The following is a 13,835-nucleotide window of genomic DNA, read 5'->3' as shown; positions in this document are numbered from 1 at the left end:
TCGCACCGCCACACGCGGTGCGAGCCGGCGGCCGGTCATGGAGGGAACGGGAGGGCCCGGGAGGGCCGACGGGCCTGGTGGGACCGGGAAGGGAAGAGCAGATGGCCGAAGCCGCTCCGGAGGACGCGCAGGGCATTCTGCTGCGCGGTGCCCCCAGCGGGGAGAGCTGGGCCTACGTCGCCTTCTCGCTGAGTCCCGTCCCGCTGCCCGGGGGCCTCTACCCGGAGTTCTCCGAAGCCCGGCGCAGAGCCGACCGGGTCGCCGCCGAGCGGACCTGGCTCGCGGCTCTCTGGACGGATCGCACCACGGCCCGCTGGGATCTGCGGTTCATCAGCGATCCGGTGAGCGGACGGATCGAAACCGTCGTCATCGCCCAGGTGTACGGCGCCGACCCGGCAGCCGCGGTGCGGGCCGCGCGGGACGCGCTTCCCACCCTGGCGCGGTTCCCGGCGCACGTGACGGGAACCCGGATCGACGACACCGCGGAGATCGCGCGTCTGCTCGCCCCGTTCGTACCGGGGTGGGGCGCGATCGCCGAGATCCGCAAACGCATCACCTGCCGGACATTGACCCGCCTCTGGGGAGCGGAACGCGTCGCGACCGCGATCTCCCGATTCGACGCCCGTGAGCCTTCCTGGAACCGGATATGGACCCAGCTGGCCGCGGAGCCGCGGCGGACGGTGGTCAGCGTGTGCCTCGAACCGTGCTCCGCTCCGCCCGGACTCACCGAGGGCCTGACGATGAGAGCGCAGGTGTTCGGGACCCTCGCGGCGCCGGGACCACCCGACCCCTTGTACGGGAGTCCCGTGCCGGGCGACCCCTTCGCCCGGGAGGCACACGGTCTGTACGACGCGGCCTCGCGACGTTACACCGGGCGGCTGCACCGGGCGCGGGTCTCGGTCGCCGTCGAGGGCGAGGCCCCGGTGTCCGACGTCCTGACCGGTCTCATCAGCCACACCGTCGCGCCGACGAGCTCCGGGGCGGTCGTCGTCCGCCCGCAGGGCTGGGAGGAACACCGAGTGGCCTGCGGCAACCTGCTGGGCGTCAACCGGGACTGGCAGCCGGAGGCCTACTGGCAGGAGGTCCCCCCGTTCCTGCGGACTTCGTCCGTGGGGCAACTGTGGCTGAGCGATCCGGGAACGGTGACGGCCCTCGCCGACCTCGTGGACGCCGACGAGGCGGCCACCGTCTTCCGCCTGCCCCACGAGGAGCCCGGCGAGCCCGAACTCTTCGCGCTGCGGCCAGGCATGACGCACATGCCCAGCCACGGAGCACCCGCCGGCAACACCGAAGCCGGCTGGACCGACTTCGGCTCCGGCGTCTGACCGCCGAACCCCGGTCCCGCAACGATCCGACCGACGAACAGGAGCCACTGGACATGACCGAAGCACCCGCGTCCCAGCCGCCGGGGAACGCACTGACCTTCGCCTTCCCCGGAACGCAGGCCCAAGTCGACGCCCTGAACCGGGACCTGGCGGAGTGGATCAACGCCACGGACCAGCTGGGCGGCAGGGCGAGCCTGCGCACCCAGCCGCCCGCCCCCGGCGAGCAGGGCGACGTCGCCGTCGCCGTGGACATCATCAACGCCTCCGCGGCGGTGATCGCCGCGGTCACCAACGCCTTCTTCCTCTGGCTGCAGCAACGGCGGCCGACCCACCGGCGGATCGAGTTCGAGGTGGTGCGGCCCGACGGCACCCGGGTCAGTGGCGCGGTCGACCACGAGGACCAACTGCCCGCGGTCATGGCCCAACTGTCCGCCTTCGCCGTCGCCCCGCCCGGAGCGGATGGATGACCTGGGCCGTGTGGCGCCCCGCCTCCGCCGCCGCGTGCGCGCTGTTCGTCGGCACCGGTCGGCACGTCCGCCCCAGCTCCCTGTCCTGCATACCCCAGGCCGTGACCGCGGCCCGAGCCCTCGGGGCCGCCCTCAGCGGCGACCAGGGGGTGTTCGACGCGCGCCGAACCACGGTGGTCCTGGATCCTGCCGACGCACGTCAGGTGCTGGACCCCCTGCGCCGTATGGTCCGGGAACCGGACGTCGACCTGCTGCTCTTCTCCTACTGCGGCCACGGACTGCTCGGCCGGAACGACCGTCTCTGCCTGGCCCTCACCCCCTCCAGCCAGGACGGCGGCGGGGGCGACCCGAGCCCGGCCCTGCCGTTCACCGAAGTCGCCAGCCTGATGAGGGAGTCGTCGGCGAGACACAAGGTCACGATTCTCGACTGCTGCTTCTCCGGCCGCGCCCTCGGCCCGGACGGCCACGGCATCCACCTGCTCACCGCGTGCGGCCCCACCCTGAAGGCCCTGTTCCCGCCCGAGGGAACCCTGACCGGCTTCACCGGGGAACTGCTCAGGATCCTCGACGAGGGCATACCCGACGAGCCCCGCCATCTCGGCCTCTCCGCCCTCTACGACCGGCTGTCGGTGGTCCTGCCGACCACCCCGGCACCGCGGGCAGGAATCATCCCCACCGGGTACCCCGCGCCCCACCAGCAGACTGTCGACGGCTCGGGCCACATCGCGCTGGCAGCCAACCCGGCTTACGACACCCAGCGGACACCGGCGGGACTGCGTGCCCGAGGCGCCTTCGCCCAGCGGCTCAAGAAACTCACCGAGCCGTCACCCGCCATCCCCGTGCCCGACCCGGCGAGGTTGGCGCAACTGGTGCACGTGCTGACCGACTTGGCCCGGGACGCGACCGAGCTCCTGGGCCCGCTCGACGACTTCAGCATCGACGTCCGCCGCAACCACGCCGTCATGACCGGTGCCGCCGGATCCCCCGAGCAGGCCGCGGTCCTGCTGTCCGACCTGGTCGACGCCCTCCGTGTGAAGTCGTCCAGCCACCGGGCCATCCCCGGAGCGGAACGTGCTCTGGCCCACTGGAGCAGAGAGCTCACCCGCAGTGAACACGCGGGAGCGTGACCCCGCTCGTCGGAAAGCCGGCCCGTGGACGTGAAGGCCCGCGACTTCCGGGCGATTGCCGACCTGCATGGATTCCCGGCGTCGGTATCGGCGCGAGGGCCTGTTCGCACCGCTGTTGACCGTGGTTGTCCGCTCCCCCGGGCACGCTGTGGGCACGGCTTCGCAGCACGGTGGGCAGAAGCGCGTGTGAACGGGCTCTGCGCCTGGCCGGCTGGTTCGGATGTCCCACTCGGGGGATTCTGCGAGGGCCCGAGGCCCTGCCGGTGTCGGAATCGCCGATCAGACACGACAGCGCCTGCCCGACCCACGCCGGACAGGCTCGACGCCCAGGCTGACCGGCAGTGCCAAGGTGACGCGAGCACGGCCGTTGTGAGCCGCCTGCGCACACGGCACCCCGTCGCGCGTTTGCGGCTCGTCCCCCTCGACGTGGAAAACCGTCCGGCCGCAAGTTCCTGTCAAGCCGTAGGGAAATCCCCACCGTTCACCGAGGCGGAGCGCAGCGCGTGCCGCCGGTGATCGCCCCGACCCTGGTTGACGATTCCGGTGCCTCCCGGATCCCCGGGCTCCCCCGTATGCCGGACGTGTGACGACGGTACGACGCCAGGCGCCCCGTCGCTGTCACCGGCCCGCCGTGATCAGCGGAGTCGGCATCCCGTCTCTCCCACACGGTGAGCCGGGCGGCGAAGCACCCTGGAAACGTCGTCGCCCCGGCCGGCGCGACCGCCGACGAGACGCGACCGTCCAGGTGGCCTCGACCGTCGGCATCGGGGAGCGGTTCACCCGCGCCACGGACGAGGACGCGGTGAGCGGCATCGCCGGCGCGCTGGGACGTCGCTCGTTGCCCGGACCACGACCCGAGTGCGGGTGGGATCGGGTACGCGAACACGGCGTCCGATGTGTCGTGGTGGAACCGGTCTGGTGGACCCTCCGGGTGCCCCCGGAGCAGGGCTTGTGCACCGGGGTGATGCAGAGGCGGGGCCCAGGGGCAACAGCGCGTCAGTCCCACCTGGCTCCGACGCGGACACGTGGAACGGGCTCTGGTTGTCGGCCGGGGGCGTTCGCGCGCCTGAGGGAAAGGTTTCGCCGGCCTGCAGCTGAGCTGTCGGCGGTGTCCGTGGCCGAGGTCCCTCAGGCTGATCAGCGCGCGGTCGCCGAAGCAACTCCGCTACTGCAGGGTTGCAAGGCCCTTCTGCAGATCGTCGAGATTCATGACCGGCTCAAAGGTGACCTCCGCTCCCATCTCCTGGAAGAGCGGATCGGTGATGGAGGGCAGCTGCGAGCTGTCCTTCATGTCGAACACGAGAAACATGGTGCGTCCGCCCTCAGGAGTGAAGTACGCGGCTTCGGGCTTCAGCCGCTCGATGGCTGACTTCAGAGACTTGGGCATCGTTCCGCCCTTCGTCGCCTGATTCGACAGCTGGGTGTCCATGCGGGCCTTCATCATCATCCGCATCGCGCGTTCTCCTCGCGCACCGCGACCTGCGCGGTTCCGTCCGCGCTCGCTGGGATCCGGTGCATCTCGCTCAGGTTCGCCCCGGTTATCACTGATCGCAACATCTCCTGCGCTTTACGTGATGTCGGCGGACTCCCGCACCCTGAGAGGTGCTCAGCACTCACGTCCGAGGCCTGGGCCATGAGGGGCACGGGTGTGGTGCGCAAACGATGCGGGCGAGGACGGTAGGCAACCTCTCCTAACCGGCGCGTGCGGCGGTCCAGGTGATGTGCGGGGGCTGGACTCGTGCGCACAGGGGCCCGCCCTGCGCGTCGGTCAGACCGAGGCGTCCGACCAGCAGCCCGTCACGTGCGGCGGCGGCGAGTACGTCGGCGGGGATGACGTCGAGCATGAGCTTGGCGCGGCGGAACATCGTGAAGGTACCCGACTCGTCGACCGTGCCCCACGACAGGTAGATGAACCGTCGGCCCAAACGGTCCTGCACGTAGGGGCCTTTGACCTCGGTGCCGGTCGGCGAGGCGCTCGTGGTGCACTCCAGGGTCCATGTCGCGGACGGTGCGTCGCCGGGCTGCGGATCGAGGAGTTCGGCCGGACGGTCGCGGCGTTGCACGGCGACGTGGATGTTGGCGTATGCGGGGACCTCACTGTCGACAGGGGTGGGGGAGGTGAGGCCGGGCAGGTCGACTGCTTCGATGCGGATGCGCATAGCGGCCATCATCCCGCCATCGTCCGGGCGGAGGTCAGCCGACCTCGACCGGGGTGGCCGGGGCAGAGGTGACCTCGTCACTCAGCGCCGGCCCCGCTACGGCGGCCTGACTCGTTCGGCCTGCTGCTCCTCGGCGGCGATCAGGGGTCGAGTGCCCTCAGCCCGTCGATCGCCATACGGGTGCCCCGGTCGATGCTGCGCCGTAGTCGAGTGCGCTGCTTCTTGCGTTCTCTCAGGCCCGGCTCCTCGTGCATCGCGCGAACTGCGCGCAGCTGGGGATCGACTACCACGAGACGGGGCTGCTGCGCTCGTACCGCGAGGCACTGCGCGAACTGCACCGCGTCGGGACCCCTATCCGCAGCGCCGGCAGTCCCTGACGACAGACCGGCGGAGACGACCACGAAGAGCCCTCTCGTCAGCGGCGCCGCCTGGGGCAGAGGGCATCAGGGCTCATGGTCCGCTGTCTGCTGTGCGATGGCGGCGCGTGCTCCGTGCCGCACGGCTGTGAGGTGCGGAGGGGAAAGGGCCACGCGACCGGCAGGCGCGCGAGCACGGCGGGGCAGCCGAGACCTGCCTCACCCGTCCACAACCTCCCGGGACAGAACAGCTAGCGCAGCATGTTGAAGCCCAGCCTCGGATATCCGGACGTTGAGACGCCCACCGCCGACGGGCCGAAGCTGAGGGCGCCCGTCGTGGTTACTCCCGAGGAGGAGCCACGCAGGCTCCACAGTGCGCCGTTCGCGTCGTTCTCCCCGGCGGCGCCGACGGAGAGGTCCGCCCTGCCGTCGCCGTCGAGGTCGGCCAGACGTACCGCGGAACCGAAGAAGTCGTTGGCCTCGGCGGCTCCGGGGACGCCCGCGGTGGCCTGGTGGATCGCCTGGGCGCCCGTGCCGGTCAGACCGGTGGCCGCGCCGCGCAGTACCGTGACGCTGCCGGTCTGGTGGGCGTCCCCGACCTTTTCGTAGATCGCGCCGACGGCCACGTCCGCGTACCCGTCGCCGTCGACGTCGCCGACGGAGAACGCGTGCCCGAACCAGTCCTCGTCCTCGGACACTCCCGGGACCCCGGGGGTGTCCTGGTCGACGGTCTGTCGCTGGGTGCGGACGCCGGACGTGCTGCCGAGGTAGGCGCTGACGGAGCCGCCGTCGCCCGCCCGTGCCGAGCCCGGGGCGGCGCTCGTGACCACGTCGGCGTAACCGTCGGCGTTGAGGTCGCCGACGGCCGCCCGCTCCCAGGCGTCGCTCTTGAGGAAGGTCTGGAAGGCGAGCCCGGACGCGGAGCCCAGGTAGACCAGCGTGCCGTCGTCCCACGTCCCGGACGTCTCGGGGTGGTACTGGCCGCTGACGACCAGGTCGTCGGCGCCGTCGCCGTCGATGTCGCCGGCGGCGAGGTTCTGGGCGCCGTGGTTGCTGCTGCCGGGGGCGTAGAGGTCCGTGGCGAGTTCGTACCTGGACGCGGCGCCGGACGCCTTGGTGAAGCCGCCCTGGTGGATCCAGATGTCCTTGCCCGTGCCGCCGACGGCGAGGTCGGCCTTGCCGTCGCCGCTGAAGTCACCGACAGCGAGGGACTTTCCCCACTCGGCGCCGGCGGAGGCGGCGGGGTCGGCGACGGTCAGACCGCCCAAGAGGCCGCTCGCGCTTCCCCAGATGACCACGACCGTTCCGCTGTCGGCGTCGGAGCCGACGCCTTCCTGCTCGGATCCGACCACGAGGTCGGCGTACCCGTCGTTGTCGAGGTCGCCCGACGCGAGGGCCGAGCCGAACTCGTCCCGCTCCTCGGGCGTACCGGGTATCCCGCTGGTTCTCTGCGTGATGACGGTGCGCCGGGCGGCGCTGATGCCGGACGCCGAGCCGTAGTTCACGACCACGGCACCGGCGTACGTGACGTCGCCCACGGTGGCCATGGGCGCGGCCGTCACGAGGTCACGGTAGCCGTCGCCGTTGAAGTCGTCCGCGTACTCGGCCGCAGCCGCGCTCGCCGTACCGGCGGTGGTCAGGGTCAGCAGGCCGCCGGTCAGGGCTGCCGCCGTCGCCGTGGCCAGGGAGGCGCGTAGGGGAAACGCCATGCGTGTGTGTCTCCTGGTTCGGATGGGTGACGAAGTGTGGGACGAATCTGCCAGTTCATCGAACAAGTTGGCGAGGGAATTGTGGGAAGGCCCGGTCGGCGCGGGAGTCGCCGTCGGCCACGAAGCCGAGAACGACGAGGCCGGCACCTGGTCGAAACCGGTACCGGGCTCGCCGCCCTGTCACACGACCTGCGCGACTGCTGTTGAAGCGTCCCCTGCGCCATCAGCCCTTCGGAGGCCGTACGGTGCCGCCGCCGCGAGGAGGGCGGCGGGGGCCGTTGCCGTACGGACGCGCATCGAGTCCGTCCTTTTCCGCCAGCCCGCGAGGAGGTCGCCGAAGCACGCGCCGCCCGACGGGCCGCCCGACGTCGGGGCGCAGCACCGCCCGCCACCAACTCGCCGGAGGACACACCGTGCTCGTGCCACCGGCCCGCCCACCATCGCCATCGGCCGGGGCGTGCGACTCCATCTCCTCGATCTCCTCAACATCCTCGGCATCCTCGGCATGGAACCGACACGCCCTCGCCGGCCAGAGACCTGATGAGGCCTTCTACGAGGCGATGAGCGACAGCGACGACGCGCGCGACGAAGACGAAGACGAAGACGAAGACGAAGACGAACCGAAGACGCCGGATGACATCGCGCCGCCGGCATGAGAGGGGGCGGGAGAGGAGAAGGCGACTCAGAAGAGCGTCTCGCAGTTCACCCGCGTCTCGATCCGGATGTCGCACTGGTCCGCTGCGCCCGCGCCGCCGTCGCCGGAGTCGTCTGCGCCGGCGGGATCGGCCAGCAGGTCGTTGCCGCCGCCGCCGTAGAGCAGGTCGTTGCCCATGCCGCCGTCGAGGTCGTCGGCGCCTGCCTGGCCACGGAGGGTGTCTGCTCCGGCGTCGCCGTTCAGGGTGTCGGGGCCGGCCCCGCCGTAGACGGTGTCCGGGCCCGCGTCGCCGGAGATCCGGTCGGCTCCGGCACGGCCGTAGAGCGTGTCGCCGCCCGCGCCGCCGGAGATCCGGTCGGCCCCTGCCAGGCCGTCGATCCAGTCGGCGCCGGCATCGCCGTCCAGGGTGTCGGCGCCGGCGTCCCCGGTGAGGCGGTCGTTGCCCGTGCCGCCGAGCAGGGTGTCGGCGGCGGCTCCGCCGAGGAGGGTGTCATCGCCATTGCGGCCTTCGATGTGGTCCCGGCCTTGCTCGCCGGTGATCCAGTCGTCGCCGCTGCCCCCGATGACTGTGTCCGCACCGGCTCCGGCGCAGATGACGTGGTTGCCGGCGCCACTGAGGATGATGGTGTCGTTACCGGCTCCGGTGGAGACCACCAGGCGGGTGTCGGAGCTGAGCACGATCCGGTCGTCGCCGTCCGTGCCGACGATGTCGGCGGGCATGTCGTTGCATGTCGCCGGTGGCGCGGCGTGCGCTGCCGTCGGCAGGGTGAAGGCCATGGCGCCAGTTAGCATGGCCACGACAATCGTCTGTCTCGCAATGTTCATAAGGTTTCCTCCCGGTCGAGGGCATAGGGCTCGCATGTGAACTGCTGTGGCTCTCCAGCCCATCCGCCCCATCCGCTCTCTCCGTTGCCGGAGGGCCTGATGAGGGCCGTGTGCCGCAGCGACACTTATCGTGCCGTCAGGTGCACGTCCTGTGACGGCCTGATCACGCCAGTTTTCAGGCCCTGTGATTCCGTTGCGGTTCCGTCGCCGTGATCCTGCGACGGCGCTGCCTCCTCTCCGCCACGGGGGGCGAGCCTGTCCCTGCGGCCGGTCTCCGAGAGGGCGTCCCGCGATTACGCCCGGCTGTCGTTCGCGAAGGCCGCCGAGTACCAGAAGCCCCAGGCCGCTGACCTGGGGCTTCAAGAAGAGCGGGTGACGAGGATCGAACTCGCGCTCTCGACTTGGGAAGCGACGGCGCTTGGGTGGGCACTACCGCTCTGACCTGGGCGGACAACTTCCCCCGGGGTGGTCGTGCGGGTCGGATCCCACCGCTGTCGACCGTGATTGTCCGCCCTTGCTGGCGCGCTGTGTGCATGCCTGCGGCTCCGGCGCGATCTCCTTGATCAGACCCTCGATCAGGACCTTGATCTCGTCGCGGATCGGGCGGACGGCCTCGACGCCCTGGCCCGCCGGGTCCTCCAGCTGCCAGTCCAGGTACCGCTTGCCGGGGAAGACCGGGCAGGTGTCGCCGCAGCCCATGGTGACGCAGACGTCGGACTCCTTTACGGCGTCGACGGTGAGCATCTTGGGGACCTCGGCGGAGATGTCGATGCCGACCTCGGCCATGGCCTCGACGGCGGCCGGGTTGACGCCTGCGCCGGGGTTGGAGCCGGCGGAGCGGACCTCGACACGGTCCCCGGCCAGGTGGGTCAGCCACGCGGCGGCCATCTGGGAACGGCCGGCGTTGTGGACGCAGACGAAGAGCACGGAGGGCTTGTCGGACATCAGGAGGGTCTCTCTTGTCTCGCGACGGCATCAGGTGTGAATGACTTCAGTACCCGGTGGTGTCAGCTACCACTGATGTGAGAGTATCAGTCCATGATGACGTCAGTCGACACTGATCTGATCCGGGTTCTGGCCGACCCGCTCAGGCTTCGAATCGTGACCCTGCTCGCCCGCGAGACGCTGTGCACCAGCCACCTGGTGGAGGAGACCGGTGCCAAGCAGACCAACCTCTCCAACCACCTGAGAGTGCTGCGCGAGGCCGGGGTCGTCGAGACCGAGCCCTGCGGCCGGTACACGTACTACAAGCTGCTCCCGGACGTCATCGCCCAGCTCGCCGGCCAGTTCGCCGACCTGGCCGAGTCCGCCCGTACCGCGAACGAGAACAAGAGGGCCTGCCCGTGACCCGCACCGAAACACCCGCGACCGTGGAGGAGTCCTCGGTCGTCGCGAAGCTCTCCACGCTGGACCGCTTCCTCGCGGTGTGGATCCTGATCGCCATGGCCCTCGGCCTCGGCCTCGGCCGCGCCATCCCCGGCCTGAACGACGCCCTGGCCAAGGTCGAGATCGGCGGCATCTCCCTGCCGATCGCCGTCGGCCTGCTGATCATGATGTATCCGGTCCTGGCCAAGGTCCGCTACGACAAGCTCGACGCCGTCACCGGCGACAAGCCGCTCATGATCTCCTCGCTGGTCATCAACTGGATCGTCGGCCCGGCCATCATGTTCGCGCTGGCCTGGATCTTCCTGCCGGACCTGCCCGAGTACCGCACCGGCCTGATCATCGTCGGTCTCGCTCGCTGTATCGCCATGGTCATCATCTGGAACGACCTGGCCTGCGGCGACCGCGAGGCGGCAGCCGTCCTGGTGGCCCTCAACTCGGTCTTCCAGGTACTGGCGTTCGGCCTGCTCGGCTGGCTCTACCTCGACCTGCTGCCCGGCTGGCTGGGCCTCGGCGACGGTGAACACCTCGACATCTCCATGTGGAAGATCGCCCTCAACGTCGTCATCTTCCTCGGCGTCCCGCTGTTGGCGGGCTTCCTGACCCGCCGCATCGGCGAGAGGAAGCTGGGGCGCGAGACGTACGAGTCCGACTTCCTTCCCAAGGTCGGCCCGTGGGCCCTGTACGGCCTGCTCTTCACGATCGTCATCCTCTTCGCCCTGCAGGGCAAGACGATCACCTCGCAGCCGCTGGACGTGGCCCGCATCGCGCTGCCGCTGCTCGTGTACTTCGCGGTCATGTGGTTCGGCACCTTCGCCCTCGGCAAGGTCATCGGCCTCGCCTACGACCGCACCGCGACCCTCGCCTTCACGGCCGCCGGCAACAACTTCGAACTGGCCATCGCGGTCGCCATCGCCACCTTCGGCGTCACCTCCGGCCAGGCCCTCTCCGGTGTGGTCGGCCCGCTGATCGAGGTCCCGGTCCTGGTCGCGCTGGTGTACGTGTCGCTGGCCTGGCGCAAGAAGTTCGGCTCGTCCGAGCTGGTGACCGAGGGAGCCGCTCGCTGACGCACTGCCTGGATCGCCGTGCACGGGAAGCGAGCAGCGAAGCCGTGGGTGTCTGCCGTGAGTGTGGTGCCGGCGTCTGCGAGAACCACGCCCGCGTCACGTCCGCAGTCTCCGGGGAGGATCGATGCTGAGTGCCCCGTACGAGCCCCCGGCCCGTACCGTGCGCTGCTTCACGTGTGCGGCCGACTCGGTGGCTCGGGCGCGATGAGCGAGCAGACGGACGTCGTGGTGATCGGCGGCGGCCAGTCCGGGCTCGCCGAACGGCTACCACCTGCGCCGCCTGGGCGTGGACTTCGTCCACCTGGACGCCGAGTCCACGCCGGGCGGCGCCTGGCAGCACGCCTGGGACTCGCTGCGCCTGTTCTCCCCGGCCGCGTACTCGTCCCTTCCGGGACGGCTCATGCCGGTCCTGCCTGTACGCCTGCCGCGTCGTCGCTGCTGCACCGCAGTCCCTTCGCCTCGCCCGCCCCGGACAAGACATGGATGCTTGCCGATACCTCGGGGGGCGGGTGACATCCGGGCGAACTTCGGTGGATGCGCCGCCGCACTGCCGGTGACGGCCTCGGTGGTACGGGATCCTCAGCCCTTGCTGCCGAGGATCCCGCCGAGTCCGGCCACCACAGAGGGTTCGACCTTGTAGTACACCCAGGTGCCGCGCCGCTCGGAGGTCAGCAGCCCGGCCTCCTTCAGCTTCTTCAGGTGATGGCTCACCGTCGGCTGGGAGACGCCCACGTCGGAGATGTCGCAGACGCACGCCTCGCCACCCTCGTGCGAGGCGACCAGCGAGAAGAGGCGCAGGCGGACCGGGTCGCCGAGCGCCTTGAACATCCGGGCGGTCCGCTCGGCCTCCTCGGCGGTGAAGGGACGCTCGGTCAGCGGCGGGCAGCAGGGCACCACGGACTCCGGGGCGTCGGGCTCCAGCAGCGGCAGTGCCTTGATGTTCGACATGCATCTATGTTGACACATGTCGAACTGATGGCCCAGAGCTTCGAAGGGCAGTGATCAGTGCCGGCGTAGGTGCGCGGCGAGATGCCGGGCCGCGCGAGCGGCGTCCCGGCCGACTCCGCGCAGGGAGTTCGACGGGAGCGAGCTGTATCCGGCACGGGAGAGGAGGGTGAGGCTGTCGTAGTAGCGCGGCCATGAGCCGGCCGCTCGTTCGGAAGCCTCCAGGAGCACGGGCTGAAGCCCCCGCTCGCGCAGGGTGCGCGCCACCGCCAGTCCGGCCTGACCGCCGCCGCCCACTGTGACGTCCGCGTGCGCCATAAGACTCGGACTCCTTGGTTTCGATGGATGTCTATGTTGACGTTTATCGAATCAGGTGCCATGCTGGACACGTAAGAGATCGACGAATGTCGAAGTAAAGGGGAGATCTCGTGGCTGCGTCCCTCAACAGCGTGCCTACCACCGACCAGCTGCCCGTCGTGGTCATCGGTGCCGGCCCCATCGGTCTGGCCGCCGCCGCCCGTCTCGTCGAGCGTGGTCTGGAGCCCCTGGTCCTGGAGGCCGGCCCGGCCGCGGGCAGCGCCGTACGCGAGTGGTCGCACGTCCGGTTGTTCTCGACCTGGGGCGAGGTCATCGACCCGGCGGCCGAGAAGCTGCTCGCCCCGACCGGCTGGGTCCGCCCCGACGCCACCACCTACCCGACCGGCGGCGACTGGGCCGAGCGCTACCTCCAGCCCCTCGCCGATCTCCTCGGCGACAAGGTCCGCTGTGGCACCACGGTGACCGGTGTCGCCCGCGCCGGCCGGGACCGGGTCGTCGACTCCGGCCGCGACGAGCAGCCCTTCACCGTGCACACCGAGTCCGCCGACGGCCGCGAGGAGCGGATCACCGCCCGCGCGGTCATCGACGCCTCCGGCACCTGGTCGACCCCCAGCCCGATGGGCGCCGACGGCCTGCCCGCCCTCGGCGAGAAGACCGCCGCCGAGCGCATCTCCCACCGCGTCCCCGACCTGGGCGACCCGGCCGTACGCGCCCGGTACGCGGGCAGGCGCACCGCCGTCATCGGCTCCGGTGCCTCCGCCTTCACCGTCCTCGCCCACCTCGCCGAACTGGCCAGGGAGGAGGACGGGACCCATGCGGTGTGGATCCTGCGACGTGGCATCGGCGCGACCACGTACGGAGGCGGCGAGGCCGACGAACTTCCCGCCCGGGGCGCGCTGGGCCTGCGCGCCAGGGCCGCCGTCGAAGCCGGCCACGCAAGCGCCGCCACGGGCTTCCGTACACAGGCTGTGGAACGCGACGGCGGCCGGCTCGTCCTGGTCGCCGAGGACGGCCGCCGCCTCGACCCGGTCGACGAGGTCATCGTCCTCACCGGCTTCCGCCCCGACCTGTCCTTCCTCTCCGAACTCCGCCTCGGCCTCGACGAACGCCTCCAGGCCCCGGTCGCCCTCGCCCCGCTGATCGACCCCAACGTCCACTCCTGCGGCACGGTCTACCCGCACGGCGTGAACGAGCTCTCCCACCCGGAGCAGGGCGTCTACCTGGCCGGCATGAAGTCCTACGGCCGCGCGCCCACGTTCCTCGCGATGACCGGCTACGAGCAGGTCCGCTCCATCGCCGCCGCGCTCGCGGGCGACCGGGAGGCCGCCGAGCGCGTCGAACTCACCCTCCCGGAGACGGGTGTGTGCGGCGGAGCGGGCCTCTTCGACGAGCCGGAGAACGCCGAGCAGTCCGGCGGCGGTTGCTGCGCCGAACCCTCCACTCTCCAGATCGGCGTCGGCGCCCCGGCCACCGCCTCCGGCGGCTGCTGAACTCCCCAT

Annotated in this window: 12 protein-coding genes and 3 pseudogenes; 8 read left to right on the top strand and 7 right to left on the bottom strand. The window is 70.8% G+C overall.

The annotated features are described in order from the left end of the window. The first annotated feature begins 101 nt into the window (after nt 1-101). Genes WBG99_RS16510 through WBG99_RS16500 form a run of 3 tightly spaced genes read left to right on the top strand, consistent with a single transcriptional unit; the run spans nt 102 to nt 2,919 of the window. Complete coding sequence (locus WBG99_RS16510; protein WP_338897039.1) at nt 102-1,325, top strand: hypothetical protein; 1,224 nt, start codon at nt 102-104, stop codon at nt 1,323-1,325. 53 nt (nt 1,326-1,378) lie between these two features. Further along, nucleotides 1,379-1,792, top strand: coding sequence for a hypothetical protein (locus WBG99_RS16505; RefSeq protein ID WP_338897038.1), 414 nt, complete (start codon nt 1,379-1,381; stop codon nt 1,790-1,792). After that, complete coding sequence (locus tag WBG99_RS16500) at nt 1,789-2,919, top strand: hypothetical protein (protein WP_338897037.1); 1,131 nt, start codon at nt 1,789-1,791, stop codon at nt 2,917-2,919. Before WBG99_RS16505 ends, WBG99_RS16500 begins: the two co-directional genes overlap by 4 nt. A 1,165-nt stretch (nt 2,920-4,084) precedes the next feature. Here the strand turns inward: WBG99_RS16500 and WBG99_RS16495 are convergent. Then, nucleotides 4,085-4,372, bottom strand: coding sequence for a hypothetical protein (locus WBG99_RS16495; protein WP_338897036.1), 288 nt, complete (start codon nt 4,370-4,372; stop codon nt 4,085-4,087). A gap of 238 nt (nt 4,373-4,610) precedes the next feature. After that, nucleotides 4,611-5,078, bottom strand: a complete 468-nt coding sequence (locus WBG99_RS16490) for a DUF5990 family protein (protein WP_338897035.1) — start codon at nt 5,076-5,078, stop codon at nt 4,611-4,613. Between the two features lie 233 nt (nt 5,079-5,311). Here WBG99_RS16490 and WBG99_RS16485 point away from each other — a divergent pair. After that, a pseudogene (locus tag WBG99_RS16485) lies at nt 5,312-5,455 on the top strand (acyl-CoA desaturase); the annotation flags it as partial. Between the two features lie 230 nt (nt 5,456-5,685). On the opposite strand, the gene WBG99_RS16480 reads toward WBG99_RS16485, so the two are convergent. The 3 genes and pseudogenes from WBG99_RS16480 to WBG99_RS16470 form a co-directional block, all read right to left on the bottom strand. Beyond that, nucleotides 5,686-7,143, bottom strand: a complete 1,458-nt coding sequence (locus WBG99_RS16480) for an FG-GAP and VCBS repeat-containing protein (protein ID WP_338897034.1) — start codon at nt 7,141-7,143, stop codon at nt 5,686-5,688. Nucleotides 7,144-7,825: 682 nt separating this feature from the next. Continuing rightward, a complete protein-coding gene (locus WBG99_RS16475; protein WP_338897033.1) occupies nt 7,826-8,590 on the bottom strand; it encodes a calcium-binding protein in 765 nt (254 codons plus the stop codon). A gap of 567 nt (nt 8,591-9,157) precedes the next feature. After that, a pseudogene (locus WBG99_RS16470) lies at nt 9,158-9,568 on the bottom strand (arsenate reductase ArsC); the annotation flags it as partial. A 93-nt stretch (nt 9,569-9,661) separates the two neighbouring features. Here WBG99_RS16470 and WBG99_RS16465 point away from each other — a divergent pair. From WBG99_RS16465 to WBG99_RS16455, 3 genes and pseudogenes are all read left to right on the top strand, one after another. Beyond that, nucleotides 9,662-9,970 (top strand): metalloregulator ArsR/SmtB family transcription factor, encoded by a 309-nt coding sequence (locus WBG99_RS16465; RefSeq protein WP_067033176.1) that lies wholly within the window; start codon nt 9,662-9,664, stop codon nt 9,968-9,970. Further along, the gene (gene arsB, locus WBG99_RS16460; RefSeq protein WP_338897032.1) at nt 9,967-11,073 is read left to right on the top strand and encodes an ACR3 family arsenite efflux transporter; all 1,107 of its coding nucleotides are present in this window, start codon (nt 9,967-9,969) and stop codon (nt 11,071-11,073) included. Before WBG99_RS16465 ends, arsB begins: the two co-directional genes overlap by 4 nt. A gap of 204 nt (nt 11,074-11,277) precedes the next feature. Beyond that, nucleotides 11,278-11,479 (top strand): annotated as a pseudogene (locus tag WBG99_RS16455) (NAD(P)-binding protein); the annotation flags it as partial. A 173-nt stretch (nt 11,480-11,652) separates the two neighbouring features. Here WBG99_RS16455 and WBG99_RS16450 read toward each other — a convergent pair. Together WBG99_RS16450 and WBG99_RS16445 are read right to left on the bottom strand one after the other, a co-directional pair. Beyond that, on the bottom strand, nt 11,653-12,021 hold the full coding sequence (locus WBG99_RS16450) for a metalloregulator ArsR/SmtB family transcription factor (RefSeq protein WP_338897031.1): 369 nt from the start codon (nt 12,019-12,021) through the stop codon (nt 11,653-11,655). A 54-nt stretch (nt 12,022-12,075) separates the two neighbouring features. Further along, nucleotides 12,076-12,336, bottom strand: a complete 261-nt coding sequence (locus tag WBG99_RS16445; protein ID WP_338897030.1) for an NAD(P)-binding protein — start codon at nt 12,334-12,336, stop codon at nt 12,076-12,078. Between the two features lie 110 nt (nt 12,337-12,446). On the opposite strand from WBG99_RS16445, the gene WBG99_RS16440 reads away from it, so the two are divergent. After that, nucleotides 12,447-13,826 (top strand): NAD(P)-binding domain-containing protein, encoded by a 1,380-nt coding sequence (locus WBG99_RS16440; protein WP_338897029.1) that lies wholly within the window; start codon nt 12,447-12,449, stop codon nt 13,824-13,826. Nucleotides 13,827-13,835 lie beyond the last annotated feature (9 nt).

The sequence above is a fragment of the Streptomyces sp. TG1A-60 genome (assembly GCF_037201975.1).
Classification (GTDB): Bacteria; Actinomycetota; Actinomycetes; order Streptomycetales; family Streptomycetaceae; genus Streptomyces.
The sequence above is the reverse complement of the archived record's forward strand: the minus strand, read 5'-3'. Positions and strand labels throughout refer to the sequence as shown.

Coding starts and splice junctions, on each gene's coding strand:
- WBG99_RS16510 (WP_338897039.1), top strand. CDS start 102: ATGGCCGAAGCCGCTCCGGAGGACGCGCAGGGCATTCTGCTGCGCGGT.
- WBG99_RS16505 (WP_338897038.1), top strand. CDS start 1,379: ATGACCGAAGCACCCGCGTCCCAGCCGCCGGGGAACGCACTGACCTTC.
- WBG99_RS16500 (WP_338897037.1), top strand. CDS start 1,789: ATGACCTGGGCCGTGTGGCGCCCCGCCTCCGCCGCCGCGTGCGCGCTG.
- WBG99_RS16495 (WP_338897036.1), bottom strand. CDS start 4,372: ATGCGGATGATGATGAAGGCCCGCATGGACACCCAGCTGTCGAATCAG.
- WBG99_RS16490 (WP_338897035.1), bottom strand. CDS start 5,078: ATGCGCATCCGCATCGAAGCAGTCGACCTGCCCGGCCTCACCTCCCCC.
- WBG99_RS16480 (WP_338897034.1), bottom strand. CDS start 7,143: ATGGCGTTTCCCCTACGCGCCTCCCTGGCCACGGCGACGGCGGCAGCC.
- WBG99_RS16475 (WP_338897033.1), bottom strand. CDS start 8,590: ATGCTAACTGGCGCCATGGCCTTCACCCTGCCGACGGCAGCGCACGCC.
- WBG99_RS16465 (WP_067033176.1), top strand. CDS start 9,662: ATGATGACGTCAGTCGACACTGATCTGATCCGGGTTCTGGCCGACCCG.
- WBG99_RS16450 (WP_338897031.1), bottom strand. CDS start 12,021: ATGTCGAACATCAAGGCACTGCCGCTGCTGGAGCCCGACGCCCCGGAG.
- WBG99_RS16445 (WP_338897030.1), bottom strand. CDS start 12,336: ATGGCGCACGCGGACGTCACAGTGGGCGGCGGCGGTCAGGCCGGACTG.